Below are 15,774 nucleotides of genomic sequence, written 5' to 3' on the forward strand. Positions count from 1 at the left end.
CGAGCAAGCCCGCTCCCACCCGGGTCAGCCAAACCTCTCGCGCAGGCGCAACCACAACATCCCCAGCGCCAGCAGCGGCGAGCGCAAGGCCTTGCCGCCCGGAAACGTCATGTGCGGCACCTGGCTGAAAATGTCCAGCCCGTGGCTGTGGCCCGCATGAATGGCTTCGGCCAAAAGCGTTGCACACCAGTGGGTCACGTTCAGTCCATGCCCGGAATAGCCCTGGGCATAGAACACATTCGGGTGCTGCTTGAGCCGCCCGACTTGCGCAAAGCGGTTGGCGGTAATGCCGATCTTGCCGCCCCACTGGAACTCGATGGTGGTGCCCGCCAACTGCGGGAATACCTTGAGCATCTTGGGCTGCATATACGCGGCGATGTCCACCGGATCACGCCCGGAGTAATGGCACGCACCGCCGAACAACAGTCGGCGGTCGGCGGAAAGTCGGTAGTAATCCAGCCCGACTTTCTGGTCACACAGCGCCAGGTTCTGCGGGATCAATTGCTTGGCGACTGCCTCGGACAACGGCTCGGTGGCGATAATGTAGCTGCCCGCCGGCAGCACCTTGCCGCTCAAACGCGGTTCCAGTTCATCCAGGTGCGCATTGCACGCCAGCACCAAGTGGGCGGCGCGCACCGTGCCAGCGGCGCAGCGCACTTGCACGGTGTCGCCGTGGATCAGTTCGACGATCTGGGTGCGCTCGAAAATCCGCACCCCCAGCGACTCGGCCACCTGCGCCTCGCCGAGCACCAGATTCAGCGGGTGCAGGTGGCCAGAGCCCATGTCCACCAAGCCACCGGCATAGACCGTCGAACCGACCACCTGCTGCATGTCCTGCGCTTCGACCAGCCGAGTTTCATGGGCATACCCAAGCGCCGCCAGGCTCTGCTGCTCGCCCTTGAACGCAGCGAATTGCGCCGTGGTATTGGCCAGTTCGCAAAAGCCCCAGCGCAGATCGCAGTCAATGCGGTGCTGACGAATGCGCTCGCCTACCAGCGCCACCGAATCAATCCCGGCCCGCTCCAAGTAACGTACGCCCTCCTCGCCTACGTACCTGGCGAACCCCGACACGTCATGGCCGATGCCACGAATCAACTGCCCGCCATTACGCCCGCTGGCGCCCCAGCCGATGCGCCGAGCCTCCAGCAGAATCACCGAGAGCCCGCGCTGGGCCAGCTCGATGGCCGTGTTGACCCCGGTAAAACCGCCGCCGATCACGCACACATCGGCGCTCAGGTCGGTGCCCAGCGATGGGCGCTCAGGCATGGCATTGGCCGAAGCACGGTAATAGGACCGGGCGTGGTCACTGGATGAAATCATTTGTTGGTCTTCACTTTGCTCCAGGCGCGGGTCATCAGGCGCATGGTCGCCGGGGTCGGCGTGGTGGAAATGTAGAGTTTGTCGAGCACTTCCTGCGACGGGTACACCTCAGGGTTGTTCACCAGTTCCGGCGCCATGAACGGCTTGGCGGCGGGGTTGGCATTGGCGTAGCCGACCGAGGCACTGACCTTGGCGATCACTTCGGGGTCGAGCAAATAGTTGATGAACGCGTGGGCTTCTTTCGGGTTGCTGGCATCGGCCGGAATCGCCAGCAAGTCGAACCACAGGTTGGAGCCTTCCTTGGGAATGGAGTAGGCGATGTTCACACCGTTTTTGGCTTCTTTGGCGCGGTTGGCGGCCTGGAACACGTCGCCGGAATACCCGAAGGCCACGCAGATATCGCCGTTGGCCAGATCCGAGATGTACTTGGAGGAATGGAAGTACGTGATATACGGGCGCAGTGTCAGCAGCTTGGCTTCGGCCTGTTTGTAGTCCTCGGGGTTCTCGCTGCGCGGGTCCTTGCCCATGTAATTGAGGATCGCCGGGAACAGCTCGTCCGCCGAATCGAGGAAGGCGACGCCGCACTCGTGGAGTTTTTTGATGTTCTCGGGTTCGAACAGCACCGCCCACGAATCGATATGGTCGATGCCCAGCACTTGCTTGACCTTGTCGACGTTGTAGCCGATGCCATTGGTGCCCCACAGGTAGGGCACCGAATGCGCATTGCCCGGGTCGTTTTTCTCCAGCAGCTTGAGCAGTTTGGGGTCGAGGTTCTTGAAGTTCGGCAGCTGCGAGCGGTCGAGCTTGAGGAACGCGCCGGCCTTCACCTGGCGCGCCAGGAAGTGGTTGGACGGCACCACCACGTCATAGCCGGTGCGCCCCGCCAGCAACTTGCCCTCCAGGGTTTCGTTGGAATCGAAGACGTCGTAGACCACTTTGATCCCGGTCTTGGCCTGGAAATCAGCCAAGGTGGTCTCACCGATGTAGTCGGTCCAGTTATAGACGCTGACCGTCGGCGCGGCTTGGCTGGCACTGCTGAACGCGGCCACCAGGGCCAGCGGGAGAAGCTTTTTCACAAGACGCATATCGACACCCCTTTTGAGTTTTTTTAGACGCTCAACAGCAGGAACTCACGTTCCCAGGAACTGATCACCCGCTTGAAATTCTCATGTTCGGCGCGTTTGACTGCCACGTAGCCGCGCACGAACTTCTCGCCCAGGCACTGCTTGACCGTGTCGCAATCCTCCATCCGCGCCAGCGCGTCTTCGAGGGTGAACGGCAGGCGCAGGTTGCGGCGCTCGTAGGCGCGCCCTTCCACCGGGGCGCTGGGCTCGATCTTTTCGATCATGCCCAGGTAGCCGCACAACAAGCTGGCGGCAATTGCCAGGTATGGGTTGGCGTCCGCGCCCGGCAAACGGTTCTCCACGCGCATTGCCTCGGGGCTGGAAGTGGGCACGCGCAGGCCTACGGTGCGGTTTTCTTCGCCCCACTCCACGTTGACCGGCGCCGAGGTGTCCGGCAGGAAGCGGCGGAACGAATTCACGTTCGGCGCGAACATCGGCAGCAGCTTTGGGATGTACGTCTGTAACCCGCCGATGTGGTGCAAGAACAGCTGGCTCATCGTGCCGTCGGCATCGACAAACACCGGTTTGCCGGTGGCGATGTCCACCACGCTCTGGTGCAGGTGCATGGCGCTGCCGGGCTCGTCGGCTACCGGTTTGGCCATGAAGGTGGCGGCCACGTTGTGCTTGAGCGCGGCTTCGCGCAGGGTGCGTTTGAACACGGTGATCTGGTCGGCCAGGTGCAGGGCATCGCCGTGGCGGAAGTTGATTTCCATCTGCGCCGGGCCGTCTTCGTGGATCAGCGTGTCGAGGTCCAGGCCCTGCAGCTCGCACCAGTCGTAGACGTCTTCGAACAGCGGATCGAATTCGTTGGCGGCGTCGATGGAAAATGACTGGCGGCCGGTTTCGGCGCGACCGGAGCGGCCCACCGGGGTTTTCAACGGCAGGTCCGGGTCTTCGCAGCGCTGGGTCAGGTAGAACTCCATTTCCGGCGCCACAATCGGCTGCCAGCCTTGCTCGGTATACAGCTGCAGCACCTTTTTCAGCACGTTGCGCGGCGACAGCTCAATCGGGTTGCCCTGCTTGTCATAGGTGTCGTGGATCACAATCGCGGTGGGCTCGATAGCCCACGGCACCACGTACGTGGCGTTGGACACCGGGCGGCAGATCATGTCGATGTCGGCCGGGTCGAGCAGGTCGTAATAGATATCGTCGTCGACAAAGTCCCCGGTCACCGTTTGCAGCAACACACTTTCCGGCAGGCGCATGCCTCGCTCATGCAGGAACTTGTTGGTGGGCGCAATCTTGCCGCGTGCGATGCCAGTCAAATCACTGATCACGCATTCGACTTCGGTAATCTTGTGTTCTTTCAGCCAGGCGGACAGCTGATCGAAGGGGGCGTTCATAAGGACCTCGTCATGGGTTGGGTGCATGCGCCGGCTTGTACTCGCGGCGCATTGAGGTCTATCTTGATGCCGCCGCCCTGCGGCATCTATCCACTTTGCACCAACCACAACGCACCAATAGAGTGCGCCCAGGTTACCCATGACACAGGCAACAGCTTTGCGCGTACAGGCTTTCACTACCGGTGATGTGGCCGCTCAATGCAGTGCGACACCCGGTTGGGTGCAGCAGTATCAGCAGATGTCCCCGGGGCATTTTGCCGGGCAGATCCGTTACCTCGACCTGCAAGGCGTGCAGGTGTACGAAGAGTGCATGAACACGCGCGTGGAGCAGAACTTCAACGCGCCGCCCGGTGCATTGGCGTTCTGTTTCGATGGCAGCGACAACGCGCTGTACCTGCTCAATGGCGAAAGCCGCAACACCTGGATCACCCCGGAAAACTACCGCGAAGTGGCCGTGGTGTTCGGCCCGCAGTTCGTGCAGCGCCATGGCCTGGATGTGGCCAAACTCGAAGGCCTGTTCATGGCCCCGCTGACCTGTCAGCAGAACGCGCTGTTCACCCGTTGGCTCAGCGGCACCCTGACGCGGTTGTCCGCCACACTCGACCCGATCAGCCGCGATGCCCTCACCCAGCAGTTGCTCGACGATTGCCTGTTCATCCTCGACAACGCCTGCGTGTGCCTGGACCGCGGCTCATTGCAGCGACGCAGCGAAGAACGCCTGCTGATGGCGCGCATCGGCGAGTGGGCAGCGGATGCGCCGGATGAGACCGTCAACTTGCTGGAGTTGGCGCAGATCGCCGGTGTGCCGCTGCGCCAGTTACAGCAAGGCTTCAAGACCTACACCGGAATGAGCCCGGCGCAGTGGTTGCGTCTGCGCCGGTTGAACGGCGCGCGGCGCGAGCTGTTAACCGCAGCCGACACCACCGTGGCCGAAGTCGCGATGAACTGGTCGTTCTGGCATTTGGGGCGGTTTTCGAATAGCTACCGCGCATTGTTCAAGGAACTGCCCAGTGAAACCCTGAAGCGCTCCAGCTGAAAGATGGGACGACAGAACCGTTCTCAGTAACTTGTAAAACCCCGCACTTCCCCCTAGCTTATGCGCCCCCCGTCCTGCGCTATAAGGCCCTGCCTCCATGGTTTTGCGTTTTCGTCCTGCCGTTCACTCACGTTTCGCCCTCGGCCTGCTGCTCAGCGGCGGCATCGGTAGCAGCCTGGCGGCTGAAATAGAGCTGCCGGCGGTGAACGTCCAGGGCCAGGACGAGTCCGGCTACCGCAGTGAAACCGCATCGGTCGGCGGCTTCGATGAGGCGCCATTGCTGGACACCCCGGCCTCGATCACGGTGATCAACGCCGCGCTGATCAAGGACCAGCAAGCGCGCCTGCTCAGCGAAGTGCTGCGCAACGATGCCTCGGTCGGCGACAGCTATGCACCGATTGGTTATTACGAAAACTTTGTGGTGCGCGGCTTCTCGCTCAATGCGGCAAGCAGCTACAAGATCAATGGGCGTACCATCACCGGCGAGCAGAACGTCGCCCTCGAAAACAAACAGCAAGTGGAAGTGCTCAAGGGCTTGGCCGGTTTGCAGAGCGGCATTGCCGAGCCCAGCGGAGTGATCAACTACGTGACTAAACGCCCGCAAGACGTGCGCTCGGTCACGGTGTCCACCGACGATCGCGGCAGCGGTTACATCGCCACCGATGTCGGCGGCTGGTTCGGCAGCGAGCAGCAGTTTGGCCTGCGCGCCAACGTGGCCCATGAAGACCTCAACAGCTATGTGGAGCACGCCAATGGCCAGCGCGATTTCGTGTCCCTGGCGTTCGACTGGACTATTAGCCCCGACGCCGTGCTGCAACTGGATGCGGAATACCAGAACAAGCAACAGCGTTCGGTGCCCGGCTATCAATTGCTGGGCGGCACCGAGGTGCCGCATGACGCGTCGCCGAAGAAACTGCTGGGGCACCAGAGTGGTTCCAAGCAGGTGGGCATCGACTCGCTGAACCTCAACGGCAAGTTCGAATACCGTTTCAGCGATCAGTGGAAAGGCACTCTCAGCGCCGCGCGCAGCAAGGTGGTGATTGATGACTACAGCGCGTTTGCCTGGGGCTGTTATGGCTCGACCAGCTGCAGTTCATCGAGCGTGCCCAACCATTTCAGCCCCGAAGGTGACTACGACGTCTATGACTATCGCAGCCCCGACGACACCCGTCGCGACGATGAAGTGCAGGCGGCGATGACCGGGCTGTTCGACACCGCAGGCATCGGCCATGAGCTGACCTTGGGCACCAGCGCGTTTCGTCGGGTGATCGACAAGCGCAAATCGGTCAATGAGTACATTGGCACCAGCAACATCGACGCCGACTCACCGACATTCACGCCCACTGACGTGCCGCTCAATGATAGCCACCGCAACCTCGACAGCCGCCAGTACGGGCTGTTCGTCACCGACCGCATCCGTTTCAACGAGCAATGGCAAACCATTCTTGGCGGCCGTGAAGTGCGCCTGGATGAAAAAGCCTATGACGATAATGGCAACCAGGCTCGCCACACCCAGCAATACGTGTTCCTTCCTCAAGCTTCGTTGATTTACAAACCAGTGGAAAACATCTCGCTGTACACCAGCTACAGCAAAGGCCTGTCGCTGGGCGGCACGGCGCCTTGGTTCGCTGAAAACGCCGACGAAACTCTGGCTCCAACCGTGTCACGGCAAATCGAAGCCGGCGTGAAATACGACTGGCGCCGAATTAGCTTCGCCGCCGCCGTATTCCAGACTCATCAGGCCTATCAGTACGCCAAACCGGAAGATGGCAAGTTCACCTACGTGCAACAAGGCCAACAGAAAAATACCGGCCTGGAACTCTCCGCCAACGGCTGGGCCACCGACCGCCTGCAAATCGCAACCAGCGTGGCAGCGATTCGCGCGCGCGTGAGCAACAGCGGCACGCCGGAATACGAAGGCCATCAGGCGATCAACGTGCCCACATTGCGCGCCAGCATGTACGCCGACTACGCGTTGCCGTGGGTGAACGGTCTGGCGCTGCTCGGCGGTGTGCAATACAGCGCCAAGAAATACGCCAACCGCACCGGCAATGTTGAGGTAGGGGATTATGCAGTGGTCAATGTCGGTAGCCGCTACACCACCAAAGTCGACGGCTATGAAACCGTGTTTCGCCTGAGCGTCGACAACCTGTTCGACAAGCGTTACTGGCGCGACGCCGGCGAATACATGGGCGATGACTACCTGTTCCAGGGCGCGCCGCTGACGGCGCGCCTGAGTGCTTCGGTCAACTTCTGAACACTCGCGGCGCTGCCAGACACAGCGCCGCCAAGCCACAGATCAACAGGCTCCAGCCCAGGTTCTGGGCCCAGGCCACCAGCCCAAGCCCGGCGCCGATCATCAAGTAATACAGCAAGCCGAACACTGCGGCGGCCGTGCCAAGCCGGTCGGGATAGCGCACCAGCGCGGCACCCAGCACATTCGGGATTGCCATGCCGAATGCCAGCACCACCAACAGCATCGGCCATACAAACAGCCAGCTGTCTTGCAGCAGCACGACGAGCAAGCCCCCCAGTGCCGCCAGGCCGGCGGCGGTCAGCACCAACTGCTCACCGTTCATGCCACGCTTGAGCAGTCGCTTGTTCAGCCACGCCCCAAGCCCCGAACCCAGCGCCAGCAGCACGCCGCTGTAACCGAATTGGGCAGCGGACAAACCCAGCCGCGCAAAGATAAACGGCCCCACGCTGTAATAGCCGAACAGCGCAATATTGAACGCCGCCACCAGGCCGACCGAGCGCCAGATTCCTGCGTCCCTGAGCATCAGGCCCAGCGTTTCGGGCAGCGACGCCGTCGACACTGAGGCAGGACGCGTCTCGGGCAAGGCCCACAGGCACCAGCCCCACAACGTCAGCGCCGCCAGCAGCAACCCGGCCAGCATGCCGCGATAACCGAAGTACTGCACCAGCGTCGCGCCACTGAACAAACCCAGCGCAGGACTCGCAGCCAGTGCGATGCCCATTATCGAAAACACCTGGGCCAACTGCGCACCGTGGAAACGATCGCGCAGCACGGTCTGCGTCACCACCGAGCCGACCGCCGCACCGAACGCCGCCAGCGCCTGGGCCAGTAACAAGGCATTGAACGTGGTCACACTCAAGGCCAATACCGACGCCGCCACGTATAAGGCCAATCCGGCCAACATCACCGGCCGCCGCCCCCAGCGATCACACAGCCGGCCCCACACCACCACCCCGAATGCAAACGCCAGGAAATACACCGACAGGGTCTGCCCTGCCCGTTCGGGGCCCACCGCAAACGCTTCGCCGATATCACCCAGTGCCGGGCTGTAAAGGGTCTGGGCCAATTGCGGAAACATCAGCAACGCCACGGTCAGCACCAGCAGGTTTTGAACTTTCATTGACGACTCCCTCGTATGAACAACGCGAGGAGTTTAAGGACCGGCAACTGGGGTATTATCCAAACTTCGCCATTTTATCGATCAAATCGGACAACCTATGGCCTGGCTTGCCGCCGACGCGTCTTTCGACCCCGACCGCCTCCCGGCGCCGGTCATCGGCATCGCCGCGCTGCTCGGCGACCACGACTCCGGCCTGCATCGCCACCAGCGCGGGCAACTATTGTTTACCCAACAGGGTTGCACCCGCATCACCCTCGACAACCAACTGTGCCTGCTGCCGCCCTCCCGCGCGGCATGGATCCCCTGCGGTGTGCCCCATCGCGCGGTGATGCACAAAACCGTGGATTACCGTTCGGTCTACCTGAGCCCGGCATTGGCTGATCAGTTGCCCAAACAGGTGCGGGTCATCGAAGTCAGCGCCTTGCTGCGGGCGGTGCTGGAGCCCATGGCAATGGCGCCGTTCGAGACCGATTGGCACGCCGGTCGGCATGCCCACCTACTGGGGTTGTGCCTGGATGAAATCCAGCAAGCCGCCGAGCAACCGATGCTCCTGCCCTTGCCGCAGGACAAGCGCCTGGCCCCGTTGCTGGCCGATCTCGACAGGTTGCCACCAACGCTGCAAGCGCTGGAAAAACAAATTGGCGCCAGCACCAAGACCATCGGCCGGATTTTCCTGCGGGAAACCGGCCTGGGGTATCAGCAATGGCGCCAGCAGTGGCGCTTGATGCGGGTCATCGAACTGCTCGCCACCGGGCGCAGCCTGGGTTACTGCGCTTTCGCGCTGGGCTTTGCCAGTGACAGTGCGTTGATCGCCTTTTTCAAGGGCATGACCGGCACCACGCCACGTGGGTATTTCAAATCAAGCTGAAGGCTTACTTGGGCATCTTGCGAAAGCCCACGGCCAGGCGGTTCCAACTGTTGATGGTGGCGATGGCCACGCTCAAATCGACCTGTTCCTGGGCGCTGAACTCGGCGGCCAGCGCGTTGTAGTCTTCGTCTGCGGCGTGGGTCTGGCTGATCAGGGTGAGGCTTTCGGCCCAGGCCAGGGCGGCACGCTCACGTGGGGTGAAAAACGGCGTTTCACGCCAGGCCGACACGGTGTACAAGCGGCGCTCGGTTTCGCCGCCCTTGCGGGCGTCGGCGGTGTGCATGTCGAGGCAGAAGGCGCAGCCGTTGATTTGCGAGACGCGCAGGCGCACCAGTTCCAGCAGCGGGAGTTCCAGAGACAGTTTGCCGACAGCGGCTTCCAGGGCGAGCATGGCTTTCATGGCATCCGGGGAAGCGGTGTAGAAATCGGTACGGGTTTGCATGGTGATACTCCAGAACGGTGGGGATTGATGGCTAGAGTAGTCACCGTGAGTGCCTGGAGAAATATCCAATTGCGGGGAAGATTGGGTGGCCAATGTGGCGCCCGTGCGGGAAGGTAAACGATCACCCCGGCAACGGAATCACCCGCAGCCGCCTGACCGACTTGTACGAAAAGCTCGAATAGATCTCCTTGACGCAAGGCAACGTTTGCAACACCTCGCGCGCAAACTCCCCGAACGACTCGAGGTCCTTGGCCACCACCTCAAGTAAAAAGTCATAACGCCCGGACACGTTATGGCACGCCACAATCTCGGGAATTTCCAACAGCCGCTGCTCAAACGCGCGGGCGATTTCCTGAGTATGACTTTCCATCATGATGCTCACAAACGCGGTCACCCCATACCCCAGCGCCTTGGGCGACAGGATCGCCTGGTAGCCGCTGATCACCCCGCTCTCTTCCAGGCTGCGCACCCTGCGCCAACACGGCGAGGTGGTCAGGGCCACCCGGTCAGCCAGCTCGGCCACCGTCAGCCGGGCATTGCCTTGCAGCGCGTTTAAAAGTGCTTTGTCGGTGCGATCCAGACTCACGGGCATAATGTGCCTCTATTCATTGTTTTTATCGACGTTTCGACCCTTAACCCGCGCATTACCAGCAAACTTTGCAACGTTCATCTTTGGTTATGAGCATAGCATCGTAGGAAATAAGGAGCGTGCGACATGAACAATAAACACACTGCATTCGGCTTTTCCACTCGCGCCATCCACCACGGCTATGACCCCAAGGACCACCACGGCGCCCTGGTGCCGCCGATCTATCTGTCTGCCACGTTTGCATTCCCCACGGTCGAATACGGCGCTGCCTGCTTTGCCGGTGAAGCCAGCGGCCACTTCTATACGCGCATCTCCAACCCGACCCTGGCGCTGCTGGAGTCGCGCATGGCCACCCTGGAAAACGGCGAGGCCGCCGTGGCGTTCAGTTCCGGCATGGGCGCGATTGCCGCGACGTTCTGGACCCTGTTGCGTCCCGGCGATGAGGTGATTGTCAGCCAGACCCTCTACGGCTGCACGTTCGCCCTGCTGCACCATGGCATCGGCGAATTCGGCATCAAGGTGCGTCACGTCGACCTGACCGACCTGGCGGCCTTGCGCGCGGCGCTTTGCCCCGCGACCCGCATGATCTACTGCGAGACGCCGGCCAACCCCAACTTGCGCCTGGTGGACATTGCGGCGGTCGCCGCGCTTGCCCACCAGCAGCCCAACGTTACCGTGGTGGTCGACAACACCTACTGCACGCCCTACCTGCAACGGCCTCTGGAACTGGGCGCCGACGTGGTGGTGCACTCGGCGACCAAGTACCTCAGTGGCCATGGCGATATCACCGCCGGTATCGCCGTGAGCAACCAGGCCCTGGCGCAGCGCATTCGCCTGCAAGGCCTCAAGGACCTGACCGGCGCGGTGATGTCACCGCAGGATGCGTCGTTGCTGATGCGCGGCCTCAAGACATTGGCCCTGCGCATGGACCGCCATTGCAGCAATGCCCTGGCGGTGGCCGAGGCGCTGCAGGCACACCCGGCCGTGCAGTGGGTGACCTACCCCGGGTTGCGCTCTTTCCCACAATACGAATTGGCGGCGCGGCAGATGAAGCAGTCCGGCGGCATGATCGCCTTTGAACTCAAGGGCGGCATTGCAAGCGGCCGCCGGTTCATGAACGCCCTCAACGTGTTCACCCGTGCGGTCAGCCTGGGCGATGCCGAATCACTGGCCCAGCACCCGGCCAGCATGACCCACTCCACCTACACGCCCGAAGAACGTGCGCAACACGGCATCAGCGAAGGCCTTGTGCGTTTATCGGTCGGGCTGGAGGACATCGCCGACCTCCTGGAGGATATCCATCAAGCCTTGGCCAAGTGCACCCGCACCGTCGCACCCCGCCAGGCCTTGGTAGAAGAGCACAGCGTGAAATAAGCCTTGGGCACCCACCAACGCTTTCCTACAAACGGTGGTCGGACTGGTCTGACCATCGTTATGCGTTTTTAATCTGATTTTTTCCAGATTGGATCCCCATGCTTTCGCCAGGCTGTACTAGCATAGGTTCTCGACGGGTGCATTATCACTGCAGGTTATTCACCCTGGTTACCTTCTTAAATCCCGTCGCGATAAGGCTGAATACCTGCACTCGAAACTCATGGACGAATTGATGAACTCACACCTGTTCCCACATATAGGCAAGGTCATCGCCAGCACCGGCAGTCGCCATTTCCCACGCATGCTGCATGACCTTATCCTGACTCAACTGGCAGTGGACGCCACCCATATCACGCAATTGCGGGTCAGTGCCGAAGGCCACACTCGCCGCAGGATCAGCCCGGTCTACACCGATTCGGTAGCCGCATTGGGTGAAGAACAACCCGCCGCTCAACTGCACCTCACGCGCCGCAGGGACGATGTGCGCTATGTGCTGTCGGTGTACCGCTCGCACCAGTCAGAAAGCTTTTCGCCGCAGGAACGCAGCATGCTGCAGGACTTCTCCACGCTGCTGCTGCCCATGGTCGAAAAACACATCACCGCGATCCAGCCTTGCCGCCCGACCAGCGAACCGCTGATGCCGGAAAACCAGGGCATCGAAACCCTGCGCCGGCGCATTGAAGAACGCCTGGTGCAATCGGGCCTGACGCTTTCCAACCGCGAACTCGAAGTGTGCGTCGGCCTGCTGGCCGGGCGTACCGCACCGCAATTGGCAGAGCAACTGGCACTTAAGGTCAACACCATCGAGAGCTACCTCAAACGCGCGGCGATCAAGCTGGGCATCAGCGGGCGGCATTCGTTGTTGCGGTGGATGTACGCGACCGAGGAAGGCACGCTCACCCCCCTGTGAATCACACAAAAACCTGTGGGAGCTGGCGTGCCTGCTCCCACATTTGACCGCTGCCGTCAGTCCCTGGCCAACGCCTCAATCGGGTCCAGCCGCGCCGCATTCCTGGCCGGGACAAAGCCAAACACAATGCCGATCAGGGTCGAACACGCAAACGCGGTGATGATCGAGCCCAGGGAAAACACCATTTCCCATTCCTTCACAAACAATGAAAACAGATAGCCGATCGCAAAGGACAACGAGATCCCGATCATCCCGCCGATCAAACACACCATCACCGCCTCCACCAGAAACTGCTGGCGTATGTCCGACTGGCGCGCGCCCACGGCCATACGAATACCAATCTCGCGCGTCCGCTCGGTCACCGACACCAGCATGATGTTCATCACTCCGATACCGCCCACCAGCAGCGAAATCACCGCGATCAGCGACAACAGCAGCGCCAGCGAGCGGCTGGTTTTCTGCACCGTTTGCATGATGCTGTCGAGGTTATTGGTGAAAAAATCCTTGGTGCCGTGACGTTGCAGCATGAGTTTATTGACGTTTTCTTCCACCACTTTGCTCGGCTGGCCGTCCTTGATGCGCACGGTGATGCTGTCCAGATGGCGCTGGCCCAACAGACGCCCCGCCGCCGTCTCATAAGGCACCCACACGTTCAGCGCCTTGCTGGCGGCAAACATGTTTTTGTTGTCGGCCGTCACACCAATCACCGTGCACGGCAGATTGCCGACCAGGATCACCTGGCCCAACGGGTCCACATTCGGTCCGAACAAGCGATGTCGGGTGTTGTGGTCGATCACCACCACCTGGGCCTGGCGCCGCGCGTCGCTTTCGCTGAAGGCAATCCCGGCTTCCAGCTTCAACCCCTTCACTTTGAAGTAGCGGTCGCTGACGCCATTGACCTGCGCATCCAGGTCGATATTGCCAAAGCGCAGCAGCAGGTTGCGGCCCACCACCGGCGTGGCGCTGTCGACGTAATACAGCTGGTTCAACGCCTCCACGTCCGAGGGCATCAATGTTTCGATGGCGGAGGCGCGGCTGTCACCAAAACTGGTGCCGGAAAAGATATCGATGGTGTTGCTGCCAATCGCCTGGATGTCCTTGAGCACATAACGCTTGGCGCCCTCACCAATGGCTGAGATCGACACCACCGAGGTGATGCCGATGACAATCCCGAGCATCGTCAGCAGGGTGCGCATGCGATGGGAAATCAACGCCACCCAGGCCATGTTGAATGCTTCCTTGAACAACCCCAGGCTCGCCACCAGACGCCGTGCACCGCTGCGCCGGGTCTCGATGGGCGCCTCAGCGGGCACCTCCAGGCCGACGCTGTCGTTGGCCTTGTCGCTGACAATCTCACCGTCACACACCTCGACAATGCGCTGGGCATTGGCGGCCACCTTGGGGTCGTGGGTGACGATAATCACTGTGTGTCCGGCGGCGTGCAGCTCGGCGAGGATGCGCATCACCTCCTTGCCGCTGTGGGTGTCGAGGGCGCCGGTGGGTTCGTCGGCGAGAATCACTTCACCGCCGTTCATCAACGCGCGGGCGATGCTCACGCGCTGTTGCTGGCCGCCGGAAAGCTGGCTCGGCCGGTGGCTGGTGTGCCCCGCCAGGCCCAGGCGGGTGAGCAAATCCCGCGCGCGGCTGTGGCGTTGCGTCTCTGGCGTGCCGGCGTAGATCGCCGGCATTTCCACGTTGTGCAAGGCGCTCAGGTGCGCGAGCAAATGGTAGCGCTGGAAGATAAAACCGAAGTAATCGCGGCGCAGTTCCGCCAGTTGCTCATCGCCGAGCGAGCGGGTTTCGATGCCATTGATTTTGTAGCTGCCGGCGGTGGCGTAGTCCAGGCCGCCGAGGATGTTCATCAGCGTGGATTTACCCGAGCCCGAGGCGCCGATGATCGCGACCATTTCTCCGGCATGGATGGTCAAGTCGATGCCCTTGAGCGCGATGAATTCGCGCTCGCCGGCCATGAAACTGCGGGTGATGCCCTTGAGTTCCAACAGTGGTTGGGTCATGCGTCAGTTCCCCGCCGCAACAGGCGATGCGTCACCGATCACGACCTTATCGCCCTCGACCAGGCCGTCCAGAATCTGCACTTTGACGTTGTTGTTGATCCCGGTCTTCACATCCCGCGACACGGCTTTGCCCTTGGCATCCAGCACGCGCAGCGGGTAGCTGCCATCAGCGTTGCGCGAGCCGAGTGCCGCCACCGGCACCATCAGCGCGGCCTGGGCGGTGTCGAGCACGATACGCACCTGAGCGGTCATGGCGATGCGCAGGCGATGGTCAGGGTTGGGCACGTCGAACAGCGCGTTGTAGAACACCGCGGTGTTCTGCTTGGGCGTGCCGGCGGTCTGGGTTTCGAGGAAGTTCTGCGGCGCCGGCTCGGTCCCGCGCAGCTTGGCGTAGTAGCGCTTGTCGGCCTCGCCGAGGATGGTGAAATACACCTGCTGGCCCGGGCTGATGTGGATCACATCCGCCTCGGACACCTGCGCCTTGACGGTCATGGTGTCCAGGTCCGCCAGCTTGAGCAGCACCGGCGCCAGCTGGTTGGCGATCACGGTCTGGCCTTCCTGGGTGACGATGCCGACCACATCCCCGTCAATGGGCGCGACGATGCGGGTATAGGCCAGGTTGACCTTGGCGGTGTCGATCTGGATGTGCGCGCTCTTGATCTGCGCATCCAGGGACAGCAGGTTGGCTTGCTGCACCTGGAAGGTGGATTCCGCGTCTTCAAAATCCTGACGCGACACCGACTCGTCGATCTGCAAGCCTTTGTAGCGCTCGTAGACGGACTTGGCCTGCTTGAGCTGCGCCGCCGTGGCGCGGCGCTGGGCCTGCAGGTTCTCTTCATCGACCTGGGCTTTACGCAGCGTGTTTTGCAGGATCAGCGGGTCGATTTCGGCGAGCCATTGGCCTTTTTTGACCTTGTCACCGACCTTCACCTTGAGCGACTTCAACTGCCCCGAAACCTGGGCGCCGACGTCAACCTGTTTGATGCCTTCGAGCACGCCCGTGGCCAATACGGCATTTTCGATATCGCCCCGTTCGGCCGTGGCGGTGAGGTATTGCGGTGTGTCGGCGGGCGCTTGCACCGTGTACACGACAAGGCCGATGGCAACCGCCAATACCGCGAGCATTCCGAGTTTGCGAAACGTTGACTTATCCATAAATGACCATAAAAAGATGAAGAGGGTCTGAAGCGAAAACGGCCTGGCGTGGCCGCTGGATTACCTGTGGTTGCTGAGTGTCTGCCGCCCTATGTCAGGCTGATACGCCGCTGTCGCAGGCAAGCCAGCTCCCACCTTAGGAGCGCCACGCGTCAGGAACAGATCAAGCGGCTCTTGATTGGCTTTTGACCTTGATCTTGCTCTGAGACGCCCCGTTAAAC

At 61.5% G+C, this 15,774-nt stretch carries 13 protein-coding genes; 5 read left to right on the forward strand and 8 right to left on the reverse strand.

Annotated features, from left to right (window positions below):
* Positions 1 to 24: 24 nt before the first annotated feature.
* From AC19YS_RS24225 to AC19YS_RS24235, 3 genes are read right to left on the reverse strand one after another with little or no spacing between them, the layout of a single operon-like run.
* Positions 25 to 1,320: an NAD(P)/FAD-dependent oxidoreductase gene (locus AC19YS_RS24225; RefSeq protein WP_500602789.1), complete on the reverse strand. Its 1,296-nt coding sequence runs from the start codon at positions 1,318 to 1,320 to the stop codon at positions 25 to 27.
* Entirely contained in the window at positions 1,317 to 2,405 is a 1,089-nt protein-coding gene (locus tag AC19YS_RS24230) for a polyamine ABC transporter substrate-binding protein (RefSeq protein WP_106580308.1), read from the reverse strand. The genes AC19YS_RS24225 and AC19YS_RS24230 overlap by 4 nt, the downstream gene beginning before the upstream one ends.
* 23 nt (positions 2,406 to 2,428) lie before the next feature.
* Complete coding sequence (locus tag AC19YS_RS24235; RefSeq protein ID WP_500602791.1) at positions 2,429 to 3,787, reverse strand: glutamine synthetase family protein; 1,359 nt, start codon at positions 3,785 to 3,787, stop codon at positions 2,429 to 2,431.
* A 139-nt stretch (positions 3,788 to 3,926) separates the two neighbouring features.
* On the opposite strand from AC19YS_RS24235, the gene AC19YS_RS24240 reads away from it, so the two are divergent.
* Both AC19YS_RS24240 and AC19YS_RS24245 read left to right on the forward strand, forming a co-directional pair.
* Entirely contained in the window at positions 3,927 to 4,823 is an 897-nt protein-coding gene (locus tag AC19YS_RS24240; protein ID WP_106580310.1) for a helix-turn-helix domain-containing protein, read from the forward strand.
* Positions 4,824 to 4,920: 97 nt separating this feature from the next.
* On the forward strand, positions 4,921 to 7,080 hold the full coding sequence (locus AC19YS_RS24245; protein WP_500602793.1) for a TonB-dependent siderophore receptor: 2,160 nt from the start codon (positions 4,921 to 4,923) through the stop codon (positions 7,078 to 7,080).
* Here the strand turns inward: AC19YS_RS24245 and AC19YS_RS24250 are convergent.
* Positions 7,070 to 8,200 (reverse strand): MFS transporter, encoded by a 1,131-nt coding sequence (locus AC19YS_RS24250; protein ID WP_500602794.1) that lies wholly within the window; start codon positions 8,198 to 8,200, stop codon positions 7,070 to 7,072. The genes AC19YS_RS24245 and AC19YS_RS24250 overlap by 11 nt on opposite strands.
* Positions 8,201 to 8,297: 97 nt before the next feature.
* Between AC19YS_RS24250 and AC19YS_RS24255 the strand changes: the two genes are divergently transcribed.
* Positions 8,298 to 9,068 (forward strand): AraC family transcriptional regulator, encoded by a 771-nt coding sequence (locus tag AC19YS_RS24255; RefSeq protein WP_106580313.1) that lies wholly within the window; start codon positions 8,298 to 8,300, stop codon positions 9,066 to 9,068.
* A 4-nt stretch (positions 9,069 to 9,072) separates the two neighbouring features.
* Here AC19YS_RS24255 and AC19YS_RS24260 read toward each other — a convergent pair whose 3' ends face one another.
* Positions 9,073 to 9,510, reverse strand: a complete 438-nt coding sequence (locus AC19YS_RS24260; RefSeq protein WP_106580314.1) for a carboxymuconolactone decarboxylase family protein — start codon at positions 9,508 to 9,510, stop codon at positions 9,073 to 9,075.
* A 121-nt stretch (positions 9,511 to 9,631) separates the two neighbouring features.
* Positions 9,632 to 10,102, reverse strand: coding sequence for an Lrp/AsnC family transcriptional regulator (locus AC19YS_RS24265; RefSeq protein WP_106580315.1), 471 nt, complete (start codon positions 10,100 to 10,102; stop codon positions 9,632 to 9,634).
* Positions 10,103 to 10,225: 123 nt separating this feature from the next.
* Here AC19YS_RS24265 and AC19YS_RS24270 point away from each other — a divergent pair, with 123 nt between their 5' ends.
* Complete coding sequence (locus tag AC19YS_RS24270; protein WP_169366481.1) at positions 10,226 to 11,473, forward strand: methionine gamma-lyase; 1,248 nt, start codon at positions 10,226 to 10,228, stop codon at positions 11,471 to 11,473.
* A 232-nt stretch (positions 11,474 to 11,705) separates the two neighbouring features.
* Positions 11,706 to 12,383 (forward strand): helix-turn-helix domain-containing protein, encoded by a 678-nt coding sequence (locus tag AC19YS_RS24275; protein WP_179677729.1) that lies wholly within the window; start codon positions 11,706 to 11,708, stop codon positions 12,381 to 12,383.
* 56 nt (positions 12,384 to 12,439) lie between these two features.
* Here AC19YS_RS24275 and AC19YS_RS24280 read toward each other — a convergent pair whose 3' ends face one another.
* Positions 12,440 to 14,398: a MacB family efflux pump subunit gene (locus AC19YS_RS24280; protein ID WP_106580317.1), complete on the reverse strand. Its 1,959-nt coding sequence runs from the start codon at positions 14,396 to 14,398 to the stop codon at positions 12,440 to 12,442.
* A gap of 3 nt (positions 14,399 to 14,401) precedes the next feature.
* Positions 14,402 to 15,553: a macrolide transporter subunit MacA gene (macA, locus tag AC19YS_RS24285; RefSeq protein ID WP_106580318.1), complete on the reverse strand. Its 1,152-nt coding sequence runs from the start codon at positions 15,551 to 15,553 to the stop codon at positions 14,402 to 14,404.
* Positions 15,554 to 15,774 lie beyond the last annotated feature (221 nt).

The organism is Pseudomonas sp. MF08831 (genome assembly GCF_059862645.1).

Coding starts and splice junctions, on each gene's coding strand:
- AC19YS_RS24225 (WP_500602789.1), bottom strand. CDS start 1,320: ATGATTTCATCCAGTGACCACGCCCGGTCCTATTACCGTGCTTCGGCC.
- AC19YS_RS24230 (WP_106580308.1), bottom strand. CDS start 2,405: ATGCGTCTTGTGAAAAAGCTTCTCCCGCTGGCCCTGGTGGCCGCGTTC.
- AC19YS_RS24235 (WP_500602791.1), bottom strand. CDS start 3,787: ATGAACGCCCCCTTCGATCAGCTGTCCGCCTGGCTGAAAGAACACAAG.
- AC19YS_RS24240 (WP_106580310.1), top strand. CDS start 3,927: ATGACACAGGCAACAGCTTTGCGCGTACAGGCTTTCACTACCGGTGAT.
- AC19YS_RS24245 (WP_500602793.1), top strand. CDS start 4,921: ATGGTTTTGCGTTTTCGTCCTGCCGTTCACTCACGTTTCGCCCTCGGC.
- AC19YS_RS24250 (WP_500602794.1), bottom strand. CDS start 8,200: ATGAAAGTTCAAAACCTGCTGGTGCTGACCGTGGCGTTGCTGATGTTT.
- AC19YS_RS24255 (WP_106580313.1), top strand. CDS start 8,298: ATGGCCTGGCTTGCCGCCGACGCGTCTTTCGACCCCGACCGCCTCCCG.
- AC19YS_RS24260 (WP_106580314.1), bottom strand. CDS start 9,510: ATGCAAACCCGTACCGATTTCTACACCGCTTCCCCGGATGCCATGAAA.
- AC19YS_RS24265 (WP_106580315.1), bottom strand. CDS start 10,102: ATGCCCGTGAGTCTGGATCGCACCGACAAAGCACTTTTAAACGCGCTG.
- AC19YS_RS24270 (WP_169366481.1), top strand. CDS start 10,226: ATGAACAATAAACACACTGCATTCGGCTTTTCCACTCGCGCCATCCAC.
- AC19YS_RS24275 (WP_179677729.1), top strand. CDS start 11,706: ATGAACTCACACCTGTTCCCACATATAGGCAAGGTCATCGCCAGCACC.
- AC19YS_RS24280 (WP_106580317.1), bottom strand. CDS start 14,398: ATGACCCAACCACTGTTGGAACTCAAGGGCATCACCCGCAGTTTCATG.
- macA (WP_106580318.1), bottom strand. CDS start 15,553: ATGGATAAGTCAACGTTTCGCAAACTCGGAATGCTCGCGGTATTGGCG.